Raw genomic sequence first — 17,410 nt, 5'->3', positions numbered from 1 at the left:
CTGCATCATGTTGACCAAAAAAGAGCAGCGCCTTCGTCGTTCACGCCAGACCCGCATCCGCATTGCCACGCAAGGTGTTGCTCGTCTGACCGTCAACCGCACCAATCTGCACATCTACGCGACCGTTATCTCCGGCGACGGCGCCAAGGTTCTGGCTGCCGCTTCCACCGCGGAAGTCGAAGTGCGCAAGGAAATCGGCGCCTCGGGTAAAGGCGGAAACGTTGCTGCTGCGCAGGCCATTGGCAAGCGCATTGCCGAAAAGGCAAAAGCAGCAGGTGTTGAAAAAGTGGCGTTTGATCGCGCCGGTTTTGCGTACCACGGCCGCGTCAAAGCGCTGGCTGATGCGGCTCGCGAAGCTGGTTTGCAGTTCTAAGCAGACTGGAATTAAGTATGGCTAAGTTTCAAGCAAAATCGAACAACGACGCTCCAGACGATGGTCTGAAGGAAAAAATGATCGCGGTCAACCGCGTGACCAAAGTCGTGAAGGGCGGCCGTATCCTCGGTTTCGCCGCACTCACGGTCGTTGGTGACGGTGACGGCCGCGTCGGCATGGGCAAGGGCAAGTCGAAAGAAGTGCCTGCAGCCGTGCAGAAGGCCATGGAAGAAGCGCGCCGCAACATGACCAAGGTCTCGTTGAAGAACGGCACGATCCACCACAATGTTTTCGGCCACCACGGTGCAGCCAGCGTCATGATGGCGCCGGCTCCCAAGGGTACCGGCATCATTGCCGGCGGCCCGATGCGCGCTGTTTTCGAAGTCATGGGCATTACCGACATCGTGGCCAAGAGCCATGGTTCGAGCAATCCCTACAACATGGTGCGCGCCACCATGGATGCACTGAACAACTCCACGACCGCTTCTGAAATTGCGGCCAAGCGTGGTAAATCAGTCGAAGAAATCTTCGGCTAAGGCGGCATTGAAATGACCAAAGAAACCAAAGTAAAAGTCCAGCTGGTTCGCAGCCCGATTGGCACCAAGGAATCGCATCGCGCCACCGTGCGCGGTCTGGGCCTTCGTGGCGTCAACAGCGTCAGCGAACTGCAGGACACCCCCGCAGTGCGCGGCATGATCAACAAGATCAGCTATCTGGTCAAGATTGTCTGAGCGGAGACTCATCATGGAATTGAACGGAATCAAGCCTAGCGAAGGCGCCAAACATGCCAAACGACGCGTCGGTCGCGGCATCGGCTCTGGCCTGGGCAAAACGGCAGGACGTGGTCATAAAGGCCAGAAGTCCCGCTCCGGTGGGTACCACAAGGTGGGCTTCGAAGGCGGTCAAATGCCTATGCAGCGCCGCTTGCCCAAGCGCGGCTTCAAGTCGCATCTGCTGAAGTTCAACGCCGAAGTCACTCTTGGCGCGCTGGAGCAGCTCGGCCTGGCCGAAGTGGACTTGCTCGCTCTGAAGACGGCCGGCCTGGTGGGCCAGCTCGCCAAGAACGTCAAGATCATCAAGACCGGTGAACTGACCAAGGCTGTCAAGCTGAACGGCATTTCCGCCACGGCAGCTGCCAAGGCCGTGATCGAAGCCGCCGGCGGCTCCGTCGCTTAATACCTGACTGGATAAATCAGTGGCAACCACTTCGGCTCAAATCGCGAAAACCGGCAAGTACGGTGATCTGCGCAACAGGCTTGTGTTTTTGCTGCTGGCCCTGGTGGTGTACCGCATTGGCGCGCACATCCCGGTGCCAGGGATTGACCCTGGCCAGCTGAAAGAGCTTTTCAAGGGCCAGCAAGGCGGCATATTGAACCTGTTCAATATGTTCTCGGGTGGTGCCCTGTCGCGATTCACGGTGTTTGCCCTGGGCATCATGCCGTACATCTCGGCCTCCATCATCATGCAGTTGATGACCTATGTGGTCCCGACGTTTGAGCAGATGAAAAAAGAAGGTGAAAGCGGCCGCCGCAAGATCACCCAGTACACGCGTTACGGCACGCTGGCCCTGGCTTTGTTTCAGTCCATGGGCATTGCCGTGGCGCTGGAAAGCTCGCCGGGCCTGGTGCTGGTGCCTGGTTTCGGTTTCCGTATGACGGCGGTGTTCAGCCTCACGGCCGGCACGATGTTCTTGATGTGGCTGGGCGAGCAGATCACCGAGCGCGGCCTGGGCAACGGGATTTCGATCCTGATCTTCGCCGGTATCGCGGCCGGCTTGCCGAACGCGATGGGTGGTTTGCTGGAGCTGGTGCGCACCGGTGCCATGAGTATCGTGGTGGCGATCCTGATCGTTGCTGTGGTTGTGCTGGTGACCTACTTTGTGGTGTTTGTGGAACGTGGCCAGCGCAAGATTCTTGTGAATTATGCGCGGCGACAGGTGGGCAACAAGGTCTACGGCGGGCAGTCATCGCACTTGCCGTTGAAGCTGAACATGGCGGGTGTGATCCCTCCGATCTTCGCTTCGTCGATCATCTTGTTGCCGGCGACGGTTGTGGGCTGGTTCAGTGCTGGTGACAGCATGCGCTGGCTCAAGGACATCGCCAGCACGCTGACCCCGGGCCAGCCGATCTATGTGATGCTGTATGCCAGCGCGATCGTGTTTTTCTGCTTCTTCTACACGGCCCTGGTGTTCAACAGCCGTGAAACGGCGGACAACCTGAAGAAGAGCGGCGCCTTCATCCCCGGCATTCGGCCGGGCGACCAGACGGCCCGCTACATTGACAAAATCCTGGTGCGCTTGACGCTGGCAGGTGCGGTGTACATCACATTCGTGTGTTTGCTGCCGGAGTTTCTGATTTTGAAATACAACGTGCCTTTCTATTTCGGCGGCACGTCGTTGATGATTATTGTCGTGGTGACCATGGATTTCATGGCCCAGGTGCAGAACTACATGATGTCGCAACAGTATGAGTCGTTGCTTAAAAAGGCGAACTTCAAGACGTCACTGGGCGGTTAACTGGATATTTGATGGGATATGTCTAAAGACGATGTGATCCAGATGCAAGGTGAGGTTGTAGAAAACCTTCCCAATGCGACTTTCAGGGTGAAGCTGGAAAATGGACATGTTGTACTGGGGCACATCTCAGGGAAAATGCGGATGCACTACATCCGCATTCTTCCCGGTGACAAGGTAACGGTTGAATTGACGCCTTACGATTTATCGCGCGCACGAATTGTTTTCCGTGCCAAGTAAGCACAGAGTGAAAGTTTAGGAGTAATAGAAATGAGAGTTTCAGCTTCGGTCAAGAAAATTTGCCGTAACTGCAAAGTTATCCGTCGCAAGGGCGTTGTCCGTGTGATTTGCACGGATCCGCGTCACAAACAGCGTCAAGGCTGATTTCAAGAGTTTTAGAGGACGAACATGGCTCGTATCGCTGGTATCAATATTCCGCCGCAGCAACACGCCGAAATCGGCTTGACTGCTATCTTTGGCATCGGTCGCACACGCGCTCGCAAAATTTGCGAAGCATGTGACATCGCGTACGCCAAAAAGGTCAAAGATCTGACCGATGGCGACCTGGAAAAAATCCGTGAGCAGATCGCCCTGTTCACCATCGAAGGTGACTTGCGTCGTGAAACCACGATGAACATCAAGCGCCTGATGGACATCGGCTGCTACCGCGGTTTCCGTCACCGCCGTGGCCTGCCCATGCGCGGCCAGCGCACCCGGACCAACGCCCGTACCCGCAAGGGCCCGCGCAAGGCCGCTGCAGCTTTGAAGAAATAATTGAGAGGTCGTCATGGCAAAATCACCAAGCAATAACGCCGCACAGCGCGTTCGCAAGAAAGTTCGCAAGAACGTGGCCGATGGCATCGCCCACGTCCACGCTTCTTTCAACAACACGATCATCACCATCACGGATCGCCAGGGCAACGCCTTGTCCTGGGCATCCTCCGGTGGCCAGGGCTTCAAGGGCTCGCGCAAATCCACCCCCTTCGCAGCGCAGGTCGCTTCCGAAGTGGCTGGCCGCGCCGCCATTGAGCAGGGCATCAAGAACCTTGACGTCGAAATCAAGGGTCCTGGTCCAGGCCGTGAATCCTCTGTTCGCGCATTGGGCGCACTCGGCATCCGGATCAACTCCATTGCCGATGTGACCCCGGTTCCGCACAACGGTTGCCGGCCGCAAAAGCGCCGCCGCATCTGATCCCCCGTGCCTGGTATCCGACGGGTTGTTTCGGCCCGTCAGATACCAGGCATTTTCACCAAGCCCACCGCCGCAGGTTACGACCTCCGGCTCCTGCAATTCATTGCAGCAGATGACAAAAGGACACTCAAGTGGCACGTTACCTAGGCCCCAAGGCCAAACTTTCCCGCCGTGAAGGCACCGACCTGTTCCTGAAGAGCGCACGCCGCGCCATCAGCGACAAGGCCAAATTCGACTCCAAGCCAGGTCAACACGGCCGTACCTCCGGTACCCGTACTTCCGACTTCGGCCTGCAACTGCGCGAGAAGCAAAAAGTCAAGCGCATGTACGGCGTGCTCGAAAAGCAATTCCGCCGCTACTTCGAAGAAGCCGACCGCCGCAAGGGCAACACCGGCGCCAATCTGTTGTTCATCCTGGAATGCCGCCTGGACAACGTGGTGTACCGCATGGGCTTCGGTTCGACCCGCGCCGAAGCGCGCCAGCTCGTGTCGCACAAGGCCATCACGGTCAACGGCGGCTCGGTCAACATTCCTTCGTACATGGTCAAGGCCGGCGACATCATCGCCGTGCGCGACAAGTCGAAGAAACAGACCCGCATCACCGAAGCTCTCGAGCTCGCCAAACAGGTCGGCATGCCCGCCTGGGTCGATGTGAACGCCGACAAGGGCGAAGGCACCTTCAAGAAGGTTCCTGACCGCGATGAGTTTGCCGCCGACGTCAACGAATCGTTGATCGTCGAGTTGTACTCACGCTAATTTTCGTTCCTGCGATACGGGGCACCGTATCGCCAGGGTGTGCTTCGCCGGCCTTATCGGTGTAACGAACCGAGGGTATTGAGAGGAAGACTGCATGCAGACCAATTTGTTGAAACCAAAAACCATCAATGTTGAGCAGCTTGGCGCCAACCGCGCCAAGGTGACTCTGGAGCCGTTCGAGCGTGGCTACGGCCATACGCTGGGCAACGCGCTGCGCCGCGTTTTGTTGTCTTCCATGGTCGGCCACGCCGCCACCGAAGTCACCATCGCGGGTGTCCTGCACGAGTACTCGTCCATCGACGGTGTGCAGGAAGACGTCGTCAACATCCTGTTGAACCTCAAGGGTGTGGTGTTCAAGCTCCACAACCGCGACGAAGTCACGCTGAGCCTGCGCAAGGACGGCGAAGGCCCTGTCACCGCCGCCGACATCCAGACGCCGCATGACGTGGAAATCATCAACCCTGAGCACGTGATCGTGAACCTGTCGCACGGCGGCAAGATCGACATGCAGATCAAGGTTGAAAACGGCCGCGGCTACGTGCCGGGCAACCAGCGCCGCTACGGCGACGAGTCGCCGAAATCCATCGGCCGCATCGTGCTGGACGCGTCGTTCTCGCCCGTCAAGCGCGTGAGCTACATCGTCGAAAGCGCCCGCGTTGAGCAGCGCACCGACCTCGACAAGCTCGTGCTGGAAATCGAAACCAACGGCGCGGTGACGGCTGAAGATGCCGTCCGTGCCTCGGCCAAGATTTTGGTTGAGCAGCTGGCCGTGTTCGCGCAGCTCGAAGGCAACGAACTGGCCGCGTTTGACGCACCCGTTCAGCGCAGCTCGCAGCAGTTCGACCCGATTCTGCTGCGTCCTGTCGACGAGCTCGAACTCACCGTGCGCTCGGCGAACTGCCTCAAAGCGGAAAACATCTACTACATTGGCGACCTGATCCAGCGCACTGAAAACGAGCTGCTCAAGACCCCCAATCTGGGACGCAAATCCCTCAACGAAATCAAGGAAGTGCTGGCCTCCCGCGGCCTCACCCTCGGAATGCGCCTTGAAAGCTGGCCGCCCGCCGGCCTCGACAAGCGATAATAGAAACCCCAAGATCCCGCCTGAACGGGGATCTCGCACGGGCAGTACCTGACACGGCTGCCCGGATTTTAAAAAAGGAACACACCATGCGCCACGGACACGGACTACGTAAACTCAACCGCACCAGCGAGCACCGCCTCGCCATGCTGCGCAACATGATGAACTCGCTGTTGCAGCACGAAGTCATCAAGACCACTCTGCCAAAGGCCAAGGAATTGCGCCGCGTGGTCGAGCCCATGATCACCCTGGGCAAAGAACCCACGCTGGCCAACAAGCGCCTGGCATTCGACCGCCTGCGCGACCGCGACATGGTCGTCAAGCTGTTCGCTGAAATCGGCCCGCGCTACAAGGCTCGTCCCGGCGGCTACACCCGTATCCTGAAGATGGGTTTCCGCGTTGGCGACAATGCGCCGATGGCCCTGGTTGAACTGGTGGACCGCCCTGATGTGTCGGAAGACACTACCGCTGACACGGCCAAGGCAGAGTAAGCTACAATACAGATATACCGCGCGGTGGAGCAGCCTGGTAGCTCGTTGGGCTCATAACCCAAAGGTCGTAAGTTCAAATCTTGCCCGCGCAACCAACACGTGAGTCTCCGGACTCACAGCAAAACGCCTGCATCTAGCAGGCGTTTTGCTTTCCGGCTCACATTCTTGATTGATCGAATGGGCGCCGCGATAGGGCCTGTCAAGCGGCGATGCAAACATCGCCACCCAACAGGCCCGTACACCCACTCAGTCCGGCACCACCGCCGTGACTTCAATCTCCACCTTGGCACGGTCCTCGACCAGCGCCGCCACTTCCACACAAGTCATGGCCGGGAAGTTCTTGCCCATCACCTCGCGGTAGGCGCCGCCCAGTTCCTTGAGCCTGGCGCCGTACTCCACGCGGTCCACCACGTACCAGGTCATGCGCACCATGTGTTCGGGGCCCGCGCCGCCGGCCTGCAGCACCGCCAGGATATTTTGCAGGGCCTGTTTGGTCTGCGCGATGAAGTCGTCGCTCTCAAACTCCTGCCTCGCATTCCAGCCTATCTGCCCGCCGACGAAGAGCAGCGCGCCGCGCGCCAGGATGCCGTTGGCATACCCTTTGGGCTCGGCCCAATCAGGGGGTTGTAGTTTTTTGATCATGTGTCTCCAGGAGATGTTGTTTTCAGATAAGGCAGCAGCGCGCTGCGCAGTTCGTCGGGGATGCGCACGGCCTTGCCATGGGGAACTTCGGAATACACGACCACACCGTGCGCCCTGAGCCTGACGGCGCCGGTATCCCCGAGGATCTCGTACTGCATGCCCATGCTCGAGCCGCCTATGCGCGTGAGTTCCAGCGTGATCGTGAGCTGGTCGCCGTTGCGGCACATGCCGAGGAACTCGGTCTTCAGGTCCACGATGGGCACGCCGGTGCCGCCGGCGATCAGCTTGTGTTCAGGGAAGCCGATGTGCGCCAGGAAGTCTTCCTGCACCTCATGCAGCAGGTAAAAGAACTGCGGGTAAAAAACAATGCCGGCCGGGTCGCAGTGGTGGAAGCGGACGAGCTTGGGAACGCTGAACTTCATGACTGGCGCAGCTTGAAACGTTGCAGCTTGCCGGTCTCGGTGCGCGGCAGCTTGTCCACGAACTCGACCTGGCGCGGGTACTTGAAGGGCGCCAGCGTCGCCTTGACGTGGTCCTGCAGGGCCTTGGCCAGCGCGTCGCCGGCGGTGTGCTCGGGCTTGAGCACGACAAAGGCCTTCACCACCATGCCGCGGTCGTCGTCCGGCAGGCCCACCACGCCGCATTCGGCCACGGCCGGGTGCTTGAGCAGCGCGTCTTCCACCTCGGGGCCGGCCACGTTGTAGCCCGCGGTGATGATCATGTCGTCGGCGCGCGCCTGGTAGAAGAAATAGCCGTCGGCGTCCTGCATGAAGGCGTCGCCCGGGTAGTTCCAGCCCTCTTTCACGTAGTTGCCCTGGCGTTCATCGTCCAGGTAGCGGCAACCGGTCGGCCCCACCACGGCCAGCTTGCCTATGGTGCCGCGCGGCACTTCCGCGCCCGTGTCGTCCACCACCTTGGCGGTGTAGCCCGGCACCACCTTGCCGATGGCGCCGCGGCGCACGTCGGCGCCGGCGGCCGAGATGAAGATGTGGAACATTTCCGTCGCGCCTATGCCGTCGATCATCTCTATGCCCGTGGCGTCTTTCCACAGCTGGCGCGTGGCGTCCGGCAGGCTTTCACCGGCGCTCACGCACATGCGCAGGCCGGGCACGCCGTGCTGTTTGGCGAACGCCGCCATCTGGCGGTAAAACGTGGGCGCGGTGTAGCAGACCGTCGCGCCCACCTGGTTGATCAGCTTGACCATGGCCTCCGGCGTGTAGCCGATGGAAGGGTAGTAGACAGAAGCGCCCGCCCACATCGGGAAAATCAGCATGCCGCCCAGGCCGAAGGTAAAGGCCAGCGGCGGCGAGCCGATCACGATGTCGTCGGGCTTCGCCTTGAGCACGTGGCGCGGCCAGGCCTCGCAGGCGGCCAGCACGTCGCGGTGCGTGTGCACGGCGGCCTTGGGCTTGCCCGTGGTGCCCGAGGTGAAGGCCATCAAGGCGATGTCGTCGGCGGACACCGGGCAGGGCGTGAACTTGCCGTCCTTCTGCGCCGACAGCACGGCCAGCGAGCCCGGCGCATCCATCAGGTTGAAGGGCACGATGGTCGGCAGCGTGTCGCTTTGCGCCTGCGCCGCCTGCAATTCCTCCAGCAGCGTGGCATCGCACAGGGCCAGCGCGGGCCGGGCTTTTTCAATGATCTCGCCGAGCTCCTTGGCGCGCAGCAGCGGCATGGTCGCCACCGCCACCAGCCCGGCCTGCACCACGCCCAGCCACGCCAGCGCCATGCCTATCGAATTGCCGCCGCGCAGCAGCACGCGGTTGCCGGGCTGCAGGCCGAAGTCTTCGGTCAGCACTTGCGCGATCCGGTTCACGCGTTCCAGCGCGTCGGCATACGTCAGGGTGATTTTGTCCGAGCGCAACATCGGCTTGTCCGCGCGCCCCTCGCGAAAGGCCTTGTCAAACAGGCTTTGCACCAGGTTGGCCCGCGCCGGGATGCGCAGTTCGGGCATGGCATACACCATGCGCGGCAGCTGCTCGGGCGACGGCAGGCGCTCATGCACAAAGCGGTCCGCCTGCGCGGAGGGCGCGGAGGCAAGGCTTTCGATGGGGGCGATGGCGTCGATAGCGTCGGAAGTGGAGGAGCTCATGATTGCAGTACGGCCTTTCCAATAATCAGTTGCTGCACTTCGGTCGCGCCTTCGTAAATGCGCAGCGAGCGGATGTCGCGGTACAGGCTTTCCACCTTGGTGCCGACCTTCACGCCCAGGCCGCCGTGCATCTGCAGCGCCATGTCGATGACCTTCTGCGCGTTCTCGGTGGCCGCCATCTTGGCCATGGCCGGCTCGGCGGTGATGCGCGCACCGGTGCCCAGGCGTTCGCTTTCGTCGCGCATCCAGGCGGCGCGGTAGGTCAGCAGCGCGGCCGCGTCGACCAGCGCCGCCATCTCGCCGAGCTTGGCCTGCGTGAGCTGGAAGTCCGCCAGCGTCTGGCCGAACATCTTGCGTTCCTTCGAGAAGCGCACAGCCTCGGCCAGCGCCCGGCGCGCCATGCCCAGCGCGGCCGCCGCCACCGAGGCGCGGAAGATGTCCAGCGTCTGCATCGCCAGCTTGAATCCGCCATGCAGCGCGCCCAGCTGCGCGTCTTGCGGCAGCCTGCAATGCGCGAACTTCAGCGTGGCCAGCGGGTGCGGCGCCATCACGGCGATGTGTTCGCTGCTGTCCAGGCCCTTGTTGGTCGCATCGACGATGAAGGCCGTGATGCCGCGCGTGCCGCCCTGCGGGTCGGTCTTGGCGAAGGTCACGTAAAAATCCGCGATGCCGCCGTTGCTGATCCAGGTCTTGCTGCCGTTCAGCGTCCAGCCCTCACCGGTGTCTGTGGCTGAAGTCACCATGGCGCCGGCGTCCGATCCCGCATCGGGCTCGCTCAAGGCAAAGGCCGCGATCTTTTTGCCGCTGGCCACCAGCGGCAGGTACGCCGCCTGCTGCGCCGGCGTGCCCGCCAGCGTGATCGCGCCACTGCCCAGGCCCTGCATCGCAAACGCGAAATCCGCCAAAGGCGAATGAAAGGCCAGCGTCTCGCGCAGGATCACCAGCGCGCGCGAGTCGAGTTTTTCCAGTGCACCACCCAGGGCGCCGTCCTTGCCGGCCGGCACGCAGTAGCGCAGCCAGCCTTCCGCGCCCAGCAGCGCCACCCACTCCTTGCAGGCCTTGCGGTCGTCGCTCTCGTCGATGTGCTGCGCCGGCATCCAGTCGGCCAGGCGCTGGCCCAGCTCGCGGTGAACGTCACCAAAAAAAGGCAGCGCCAGGTGGGCGGTGGTGGATCTCATGCGTCAATAGTCCTTGTTGTGCTGCCGCGCTCAGTCGCCCTGGAACACAGGCTTCTGCCTGGCCGAAAACGCTTTGTAGGCGCGCGTGAAATCCTGCGTCTGCATGCAGATGGCCTGCGCCTGCGCCTCGGCCTCTATCGCCTGGTCCAGCGTCATGGCCCATTCCTGGTGCAGCATGGTCTTGGTCATGCCGTGCGCGAAGGTCGGGCCCTCGGCCAGTTCCAGCGCGAGCTTCTGCGCCTGCGCCAGCACGTCCTGCGGCTCATGCAGCGCATTGAAGAAACCCCAGGCCAGGCCTTCCTGCGCGCTCATCGATCTGCCGGTGAACAGCAGTTCCGACGCGCGCCCCTGGCCTATCAGGCGCGGCAGGAGCGCGCAGGCGCCCATGTCGGCGCCGGCCAGGCCCACGCGCGTGAACAGGAAGGCCGTCTTCGCCTGCGCCGTGCCCAGGCGCATGTCGGCCGCCAGCGCCATCATGGCGCCCGCGCCGGCGCAAATGCCGTCAATCGCCGCGATGATGGGCTGCGGGCACAGGCGCATGGCCTTGACCAGGTCGCCCGTCATGCGCGTGAACTCCAGCAGCTCCGGCATGGTCATCTTCGTCAGCGGCCCGATGATCTCGTGCACGTCGCCGCCCGAGCAGAAATTGCCGCCCGATCCGGTGATCACCACCATCTTCACGTCGGTCGCGCTGTTCAGCGTGCGGAACAGGTCGCGCAGCTCCGCATACGAATCAAAGGTCAGCGGGTTCTTGCGCTCCGGCCGGTTCAGCGTCAGCGTCGCGACGCCGGCGTCGAAGGCATAGGCGAAGTGCTCCGCCTGGTAATGCGCCATCGCATCGAAATGCGAGCGCATGGGGTTGGCCAGGCCTATGTAATGCTTCATGTGGTCTCCAGTTTGTTGTCGGCGAGCTGGTGGTGGTGCTGCTTGACCTTGCCCAGCAGCTTGTGCAGTGATTCGACCTCGCGCGGCGACAGGGCCTCGAAGGCGGCGACGATCCAGGCTTCATGCTCGCTGGCCATCTCGTCGAACAGCTTGCGCCCGCGCGGCGTCAGGCGCACGCGGTAGGCGCGGCGGTCGCCTTCCACGTCCACGCGCTCCACCAGGCCTTCGGCCACCAGCTGGTCGGTGATGCCCGTCACGTTGCCGCCCGTCACCATCATGCGGCGCGACAGCTCGTTCATCTTCAGGCCCTCGGGGCTGCGCTCCAGCTGCGCCATCAGGTCGAAGCGCGGCAAGGTGGTGTCGAACTGCTCGCGCAGCTGCGTGCGCACCTGCTTTTCCACCAGCTGCGTGCAGGTCAGCATGCGCAGCCAGAGCCGCAATGCCTCGGGGTGCTCGCTGTGGCCTCGTGCTTCCATGTCCATGGTCGTCTCCTTGGTGTGCTTGCTGTTTGCCTGCTACTTGTTGATGGGTGCCTGCGCCGCCATCTCTTTCTGCTTGGCGAGTTCGCGGTACAGCTGGTCGCGCCCGCTCAGGTAGGGCTGGGGCCAGTTCACGTGGCGGCTTTGCAGCTTGGCCGCCTCATGCAGCGTCCAGGCCGGGTCGGCCAGGTGCGGGCGCGCAATCGCGCACAGGTCGGCGCGGCCCGCCGCGATGATGCTGTTGACGTGGTCCACTTCCGAAATCGCGCCCACCGCGATGGTCTGTATGCCCACCTCGTTGCGGATGCGATCGGCAAACGGCGTCTGGTACATGCGGCCGTAAACCGGCTTGGCCGCGCGCGTGGTCTGGCCTGACGAGACGTCGATGAAGTCGCAACCCGCGGCCTTGAACATGCGCGCGATGTCCACTGCATCGTCCGCCGTGTTGCCGCCCGGCGCCCAGTCGTGCGCCGAGATCCGCACGCTCATGGGCCGGCTTGCGGGCCAGGCCGCGCGCATCGCGGCAAACACCTCCAGCGGAAAGCGGCAGCGGTTTTCCAGGCTGCCGCCGTACTCGTCCGTGCGCTGGTTCGTCAGCGGCGTGATAAAGCTCGACAGCAGGTAGCCGTGCGCGCAATGCAGCTCCAGCCAGTCAAAGCCGGCCTCCGCCGCGTAGCGGGTGGACTGCACAAACTCCGCCTTCACGCGGTCCATGTCGGCGCGCGTCATCGCCTGCGGGATCTGGTTGGTCGGGCCGTAAGCCACGGCGCTCGCCGCCAGCAGCGGCCAGTTGCCGGTGACCAGCGGCTCATCGGGCTGCTCCCAGCCCACCTGCGTCGAACCCTTGGGCCCGCTGTGGCCCAGCTGCAGGCCTATCTTCGCGCCCGCGCCCGACACATGCACAAAATCCACAATGCGCTTGAAGGCCGTGGCCTGCGTGTCGTTCCACAAGCCCGGGCAGCCCGGGGTGATGCGGCCCTCGGGGCAGGGCGATGTCATTTCCACAAACACCAGCGCCGCGCCGCCCAGCGCGCGCGCGCCCAGGTGCACCAGGTGGAAGTCCTGCGGCACGCCGTCCACCGCGCTGTAGGTCGCCATGGGCGACACCACAATGCGGTTCTTTAAATGAAGTTCGCGCACCTTCAGCGGCAACAGCATGGGCGGTGGCGCATGCGCGGCACTGCTCTTGGCCAACCACTGCTCATAACCTTGCAGCCAGGCCGCATCGCGCACCCGCAGGTTTTCATGGCTGATGCGCTGCGAGCGCGTCAGCAGCGAATAAAAGAACTGCTCGGCCTCCATGCCGCTGTAGCGGTCCACGTTCTCAAACCATTCGGTCGAGTTGCGCGCCGCGTTCTGGATCTTCAGCACCTCGACCGAGCGCAGCGCCTCATAGGCCTGCAGCGCCGCCGCGGCATCGCCATGCTTCGCGAAGCAGTTGGTCAGCTCAATCGCGTCTTCCAGCGCCAGCTTGGTCCCGCTGCCGATCGAGAAATGCGCTGTGTGCGCCGCATCGCCCATCAAGACAATCGGCACGTTCTTGCTCTTGATGTCGGCCTCATGCACCCAGCGCTCGCACACCACGCGCGGAAAACGTATCCAGATCGCCGAGCCGCGCACGTGCGTTGCGTTGTTCATCAGCGCATTGCCGTCCAGGTATTTGGCAAACAGCCGCTCGCAAAACGCGATGCCTTCCTCCTGGCTCATCTGGTCCAGGCCGTGCGCCTTCCACACCGCCTCCGGCGTCTCGACGATAAAGGTCGAGGTGTTCTCGTCAAACTTGTAGGCATGCGCCGCAAACCAGCCGTGCTCGGTCTGCTCGAAGGCGAAGGTGAAGGCGTCAAAAGTCTTGTGCGTGCCCAGCCAGACAAAGCGGCAGGCGCGCAGCTCCACGTCCGGCTTGAAGGTCTCGGCATAGCGGTTGCGTATGCGGCTGTTCAGGCCGTCGCTGGCGATCACCACGTCGGCCTTGTACTGCGCCGCAATCGCCTGGTCGTCCTGCACGTCGGTTTCAAACACCAGGTCCACGCCCAACTCAATGCAGCGTTCCTGCAGGATGTTCAGCAGGCGCTTGCGGCCTATGCCGCAAAAGCCGTGGCCGCCCGACCGCACCGAGCGCCCCTTGAAGAACACCTCCACGTCATCCCAGTGGTTGAAGGCGTCGCCGATCAGCTGCGCGCTGACCGGGTCTGCCACGCGCAGGTTGCCCAGGGTCTGGTCCGACAGCACCACACCCCAGCCGAAGGTGTCGAAAGGCCGGTTGCGCTCCACCACCGTCACCTGGTGGGCCGGGTTTTGCAGCTTCATCAGCAGGGCGAAATACAAACCTGCGGGACCACCGCCCAGGCAAAGAATGTGCATGAATTGCGTACTCTCTGGATTAATCTTGCTTTAATTGTTTAGGTTTAAAGTAAATTCGTCAAGCGGGTTTAGACGGATTTCAGCGCAAGGCCTGAAAGACTTTGTGAACAGGAATGCAAGTGTTGGGCCGGGCGCCGCCCCGGCCTGGGCTCAAGCGCTCAGGGAGCCTGGAAGGCAGCCGCCCGGTAAGTGAGCACTAGCGTGTCGCGGAATCCGGTGTTGGGCTGGCCGTCCGCCGGCAGGATGGGCGTGGTCTCGTGGATCACCCGCGCGTCGTCCAGCAGCAGCGCCGTCAGCGGCTCCTGCATCACAAAACGCACGCCCTGCGGCCCGTTCGCGTCGAAGACCCGGGTCTCGCCGCCCTTCACGCCGTGCCGCGCCACCATCATCACCACCACAAAGTCCACCCCGTCGCGGTGCGCGCCCTCCGGCGTCGGCCGGCCCACGCCGCCGGCCGTGTCGATGCGGAACTGGTGCGCCTCGATGTGCCAGCGCTCGGCCGGCTGCACCTGGGCAAACAGCCGGCCCAGCCCGGCGATCAGGTCCGTCCACGCCGGCGCCGCCGCCACCGTGGGCTCCACCGGGTCGAACCAGCGCTCAAACCCCCCGTGCAGCGCGTTGTAATCCGTCGGCTGCCAGTGCGCCCGGTGCGGCGTTTGCACCAGCGCCCCCGTCGCCAGCTCCTGCACATAGCAGGAGTGCCGCCGCTTGCGGTAATGCCCGCCGTCCTTCAGGTGCGCATCCGGCGGCAGCCGGTTCCACGAAGGCACCAGCGCGTTCCAGCCCGGGACCCAGGCGGCGCCCAGTTCCAGCGTGGCCGTCAGCTCCGTGGGGTTCAGCAAACTCAGGCCGTCCTGGCTGAGCGCCTGGCGGGCCGACTTGGGGACAGTGGCGATATTGAACATAGGCCGCTATTTTGCTTGAGCCGCCCGGCACGCCCGGCGCCCGCGGCCGGAAACCCCGAGGGGGCTGGAAAGAGGTGAAACCAGCCTACATACATCAGGCTGGAAAGTTTCCATAATGGCCCGTCTGACTTTCCAACTAGAGGAGCCATCCAACATGCTTTACAAATTCAAATCCAAAGACGCCGGCGACGTCATCATGCTCGAAGCCAACGGCCGCAAGGTCCTCGAGATCATCGGCAAAGACCCCGGCCCCAAAGGCATCATCCTGCCCGAGCAGATGGCCGCCGCCATCGCCGCCCTGCAGGCCGCCATCGCGCATGAGGAAGCCCACGACGCCAATGCCAAAGACGGCGTCGTCCCCGGCGACGGCCTGGGCCTGCGCCAGCGCGCCGTGCCCTTCATCGACATGCTGCAGCGCAACCTGAAGTCGGGGCATGAGGTGGTTTGGGGCGTTTAGGCGCCGTGGGCCGCTGTGCGGCCCTTCTCTCTATATGTATGAAGCCCTGGGAACAGGGCTTTTTTTATGGGGCGTCGTCTGCTTCCGCCCAAGGATGACCGCCGCAAATCTGTGACTCGGACCTCCGAGCCACATTCCCGGGCTCGCGCTCGCAGCACGCACCGTAGCCACGCATTTGCGCAAGCCTCTCGGTCCACGATCGCAGAGTCACCACTCAGATCAATTGCCTGGACATTTCCAACAATCAAAGTCCGGCTGCGGACAATCCGTCAAAAAATTCGTCATTGCCTCACTTAAGGTCTGACCCTTGAAAAAATTCGAGGAGTCAACGTGAGTTTTCTGCATGACATCGCAGCCTGTGCCATTGCGCCAGCTACGACGCACCCTGCCACGCAAGGCGCGTCACCTCTGAAGCACTCTTCATTCAGATTGAAGTATTGATGCATGCCTACGTAGCGCAGGCTCAATCGCTTGCTCGTTCGGGTGATTTTCTGGGTGCTGCGGAACTGTGCAGGAAGGCGATCAAGTACAGCAAGGATGGCCGAATCGGATTTAAACGCCATCAACAACATGCTGGAAACCGGACCACAACCATGACAAAACCTCCTGCCTCCTCCAAGACACCCAAAACAACCAAATCACCAGTGCCCGCAGATACCGGCCCGCCAAGCAATGCGGCCTTGCCGCCGGAAGAGTTGGCGGAACTGGCCACCCTGGCCAAAGAGCAGGCGCGCAAGGTGCTTAACAAGGTTCCCATGCTTGGTGCTGTGACCTGGCTGATGCTGCAGCAGGCCGCCAATCGGCATACCCTCCTCAGTGAACTGGAGTGGCGTGTGATGCCTGCGCTAGTTTTGAACCAGGCCAAGCTGTACCTGCGGGATGAGGCGCCCATGGCATTTGTCTCCTGGGCCAAACTCAGCGAGGAGGTGGCGCAGCGCTATCAGACTGCACCGCACCAGCTCACCTTGGCCGACTGGGCCTCGGGCGACCAGATATGGTTGATCGACGTGTTCACGCCTTACGGCGGCGCGCAGGAAATCTTCAAGAACCTGCGCGAGAAGGTGTTTGCCGGGCAGGTAGTGCGCCAGCTGATACCGATGGGACCGGAGAAGGTCAAGGTGATGACGTGGCCTTCGGTTGATGCGCCATGAGGTCAGGCGCTTGCGGCTACCTTCCCGTTGTTTGACTCTACAAGAGGACTACCGTGTTGCTCCTTACCACTGACCACATGCCCGGCGAACTCGAAATTACATTTGTGTATTCGATGATTGAGGTTACCTACCGAACACAAATTTCCCAAAAGGGTGTTATCAAGGCGTTCCTTGATCGAAATCGCAACGAACATCAAGAGGCCCTTGCCCTTCTGGCTAGACAGGCGCCGGCCGATGCGAATGCAATTGTTGGAATTAAGGTTTCAAGTGCCGCCCAGGATTTTGGGAGCGAGGCGTTTTTATATCTTACGTATATTGGGACGCCAGTGATTTACGCAGAGGGTTGAACGCGACCAAGGCTAGAGCGTGGAGCCCAATAGGGATCCGGGCATGACATCTTAGGCGGGCGATCAAGATTTTGAATAAGCAAGCGTCGTTAAACCCCTGCATCCACAGGCGCAACCCATGAACATCTGCCCCCATTGCCGCGAAGCCGGCGGAATCAAGACCTGGGAAAAGCGGTTTTCCAGCCGTGGCAACCCGGTGACCTGCAAGCTGTGCGGAGGCCTTTCACATGTGCTGGCCAGTTCGGCGGGCGGCACCTTTGTCGTGACAGCCTTCTTGTTTTTGATCGCCGTCCTTGCCGGCGCCCTGAGCGGTTCATGGCTGGTCGGCCTGTCGGTTTGCCTGCTGGCGGTGGCCTATAACCTGTGGGCATGGCAGCGCGAAGCACTTTGGCCGATCCCGAAAGAGAACGCACAGGCTGCGCGGCGCGCCAATTGGGTATTGGCGGCCGTGTATCTGGTGATTGCTTTTTTTTCCTGAGGATGGCGGTCTGATTGCTCAGTCGCTGATG

General features: G+C 62.0%; 24 protein-coding genes and 1 tRNA gene. 17 read left to right on the top strand and 8 right to left on the bottom strand.

The genetic code is table 11. The annotated features are described in order from the left end of the window. The first annotated feature begins 7 nt into the window (after positions 1–7). The 13 genes from rplR to ACLV74_RS06070 all read left to right on the top strand — a co-directional run bounded on the left by rplR (position 8) and on the right by ACLV74_RS06070 (position 6,499). Complete coding sequence (gene rplR / locus ACLV74_RS06130) at positions 8–373, top strand: 50S ribosomal protein L18 (protein WP_411878482.1); 366 nt, start codon at positions 8–10, stop codon at positions 371–373. Positions 374–390: 17 nt separating this feature from the next. Continuing rightward, positions 391–909, top strand: coding sequence for a 30S ribosomal protein S5 (rpsE, locus tag ACLV74_RS06125; protein ID WP_092130234.1), 519 nt, complete (start codon positions 391–393; stop codon positions 907–909). A gap of 12 nt (positions 910–921) precedes the next feature. Then, complete coding sequence (gene rpmD / locus ACLV74_RS06120; RefSeq protein ID WP_122954340.1) at positions 922–1,104, top strand: 50S ribosomal protein L30; 183 nt, start codon at positions 922–924, stop codon at positions 1,102–1,104. Positions 1,105–1,117: 13 nt separating this feature from the next. Continuing rightward, complete coding sequence (gene rplO, locus ACLV74_RS06115) at positions 1,118–1,549, top strand: 50S ribosomal protein L15 (RefSeq protein ID WP_411878481.1); 432 nt, start codon at positions 1,118–1,120, stop codon at positions 1,547–1,549. A gap of 19 nt (positions 1,550–1,568) precedes the next feature. Next, positions 1,569–2,888 (top strand): preprotein translocase subunit SecY, encoded by a 1,320-nt coding sequence (gene secY, locus ACLV74_RS06110; RefSeq protein ID WP_411878480.1) that lies wholly within the window; start codon positions 1,569–1,571, stop codon positions 2,886–2,888. 18 nt (positions 2,889–2,906) lie between these two features. Next, entirely contained in the window at positions 2,907–3,125 is a 219-nt protein-coding gene (gene infA, locus ACLV74_RS06105) for a translation initiation factor IF-1 (protein WP_007869286.1), read from the top strand. A gap of 30 nt (positions 3,126–3,155) precedes the next feature. Further along, positions 3,156–3,269 (top strand): 50S ribosomal protein L36, encoded by a 114-nt coding sequence (gene rpmJ, locus ACLV74_RS06100; protein ID WP_028820150.1) that lies wholly within the window; start codon positions 3,156–3,158, stop codon positions 3,267–3,269. A gap of 24 nt (positions 3,270–3,293) precedes the next feature. Next, positions 3,294–3,659 carry a 30S ribosomal protein S13 gene (rpsM, locus tag ACLV74_RS06095; RefSeq protein WP_074579313.1) on the top strand — a complete coding sequence of 122 codons (366 nt, stop codon included), beginning with the start codon at positions 3,294–3,296 and terminating at the stop codon, positions 3,657–3,659. A gap of 13 nt (positions 3,660–3,672) precedes the next feature. Continuing rightward, positions 3,673–4,077 (top strand): 30S ribosomal protein S11, encoded by a 405-nt coding sequence (rpsK, locus tag ACLV74_RS06090; protein ID WP_007869288.1) that lies wholly within the window; start codon positions 3,673–3,675, stop codon positions 4,075–4,077. A 131-nt stretch (positions 4,078–4,208) separates the two neighbouring features. Next, a complete protein-coding gene (gene rpsD, locus ACLV74_RS06085; protein ID WP_411878479.1) occupies positions 4,209–4,832 on the top strand; it encodes a 30S ribosomal protein S4 in 624 nt (207 codons plus the stop codon). Between the two features lie 94 nt (positions 4,833–4,926). Then, positions 4,927–5,916 carry a DNA-directed RNA polymerase subunit alpha gene (locus tag ACLV74_RS06080; RefSeq protein ID WP_122954336.1) on the top strand — a complete coding sequence of 330 codons (990 nt, stop codon included), beginning with the start codon at positions 4,927–4,929 and terminating at the stop codon, positions 5,914–5,916. A gap of 86 nt (positions 5,917–6,002) precedes the next feature. Further along, on the top strand, positions 6,003–6,404 hold the full coding sequence (gene rplQ, locus ACLV74_RS06075; RefSeq protein ID WP_092130227.1) for a 50S ribosomal protein L17: 402 nt from the start codon (positions 6,003–6,005) through the stop codon (positions 6,402–6,404). Between the two features lie 18 nt (positions 6,405–6,422). Beyond that, positions 6,423–6,499: transfer RNA gene (locus ACLV74_RS06070), tRNA-Met, on the top strand. A 151-nt stretch (positions 6,500–6,650) separates the two neighbouring features. Here the strand turns inward: ACLV74_RS06070 and ACLV74_RS06065 are convergent. From ACLV74_RS06065 to ACLV74_RS06030, 8 genes are all read right to left on the bottom strand, one after another. Then, positions 6,651–7,046, bottom strand: a complete 396-nt coding sequence (locus tag ACLV74_RS06065) for a RidA family protein (protein ID WP_411878478.1) — start codon at positions 7,044–7,046, stop codon at positions 6,651–6,653. Beyond that, the gene (locus ACLV74_RS06060) at positions 7,043–7,468 is read right to left on the bottom strand and encodes an acyl-CoA thioesterase (protein ID WP_411878477.1); all 426 of its coding nucleotides are present in this window, start codon (positions 7,466–7,468) and stop codon (positions 7,043–7,045) included. Before ACLV74_RS06060 ends, ACLV74_RS06065 begins: the two co-directional genes overlap by 4 nt. Then, positions 7,465–9,138 carry a benzoate-CoA ligase family protein gene (locus tag ACLV74_RS06055; protein ID WP_411878476.1) on the bottom strand — a complete coding sequence of 558 codons (1,674 nt, stop codon included), beginning with the start codon at positions 9,136–9,138 and terminating at the stop codon, positions 7,465–7,467. The genes ACLV74_RS06060 and ACLV74_RS06055 overlap by 4 nt, the downstream gene beginning before the upstream one ends. Beyond that, a complete protein-coding gene (locus tag ACLV74_RS06050; protein ID WP_411878475.1) occupies positions 9,135–10,316 on the bottom strand; it encodes an acyl-CoA dehydrogenase family protein in 1,182 nt (393 codons plus the stop codon). The genes ACLV74_RS06055 and ACLV74_RS06050 overlap by 4 nt, the downstream gene beginning before the upstream one ends. A 30-nt stretch (positions 10,317–10,346) precedes the next feature. Further along, positions 10,347–11,201: an enoyl-CoA hydratase family protein gene (locus ACLV74_RS06045; protein WP_411878474.1), complete on the bottom strand. Its 855-nt coding sequence runs from the start codon at positions 11,199–11,201 to the stop codon at positions 10,347–10,349. Next, positions 11,198–11,683, bottom strand: a complete 486-nt coding sequence (locus tag ACLV74_RS06040) for a MarR family winged helix-turn-helix transcriptional regulator (protein ID WP_411878473.1) — start codon at positions 11,681–11,683, stop codon at positions 11,198–11,200. The genes ACLV74_RS06045 and ACLV74_RS06040 overlap by 4 nt, the downstream gene beginning before the upstream one ends. 33 nt (positions 11,684–11,716) lie before the next feature. Continuing rightward, positions 11,717–14,041: a bifunctional salicylyl-CoA 5-hydroxylase/oxidoreductase gene (locus tag ACLV74_RS06035; RefSeq protein ID WP_411878472.1), complete on the bottom strand. Its 2,325-nt coding sequence runs from the start codon at positions 14,039–14,041 to the stop codon at positions 11,717–11,719. A gap of 158 nt (positions 14,042–14,199) precedes the next feature. Beyond that, a complete protein-coding gene (locus ACLV74_RS06030) occupies positions 14,200–14,946 on the bottom strand; it encodes a 2OG-Fe dioxygenase family protein (RefSeq protein WP_411878471.1) in 747 nt (248 codons plus the stop codon). A gap of 154 nt (positions 14,947–15,100) precedes the next feature. Between ACLV74_RS06030 and ACLV74_RS06025 the strand changes: the two genes are divergently transcribed. From ACLV74_RS06025 to ACLV74_RS06010, 4 genes are all read left to right on the top strand, one after another. Beyond that, positions 15,101–15,403: a DUF1840 domain-containing protein gene (locus ACLV74_RS06025; RefSeq protein WP_411878470.1), complete on the top strand. Its 303-nt coding sequence runs from the start codon at positions 15,101–15,103 to the stop codon at positions 15,401–15,403. A 440-nt stretch (positions 15,404–15,843) separates the two neighbouring features. Beyond that, on the top strand, positions 15,844–16,554 hold the full coding sequence (locus tag ACLV74_RS06020) for a toxin-activating lysine-acyltransferase (protein WP_411878469.1): 711 nt from the start codon (positions 15,844–15,846) through the stop codon (positions 16,552–16,554). A 77-nt stretch (positions 16,555–16,631) separates the two neighbouring features. Then, positions 16,632–16,901, top strand: coding sequence for a hypothetical protein (locus ACLV74_RS06015; protein ID WP_411878468.1), 270 nt, complete (start codon positions 16,632–16,634; stop codon positions 16,899–16,901). 118 nt (positions 16,902–17,019) lie between these two features. Continuing rightward, entirely contained in the window at positions 17,020–17,379 is a 360-nt protein-coding gene (locus ACLV74_RS06010; protein WP_411878467.1) for a hypothetical protein, read from the top strand. Positions 17,380–17,410: the final 31 nt, after the last annotated feature.

It is taken from the genome of Polaromonas sp. YR568, from assembly GCF_943369415.1.
Taxonomy (GTDB): Bacteria; Pseudomonadota; Gammaproteobacteria; order Burkholderiales; family Burkholderiaceae_C; genus Polaromonas.
Note: the sequence above shows the minus strand (reverse complement) of the source record. Positions and strands in the feature narration are given on the sequence as shown.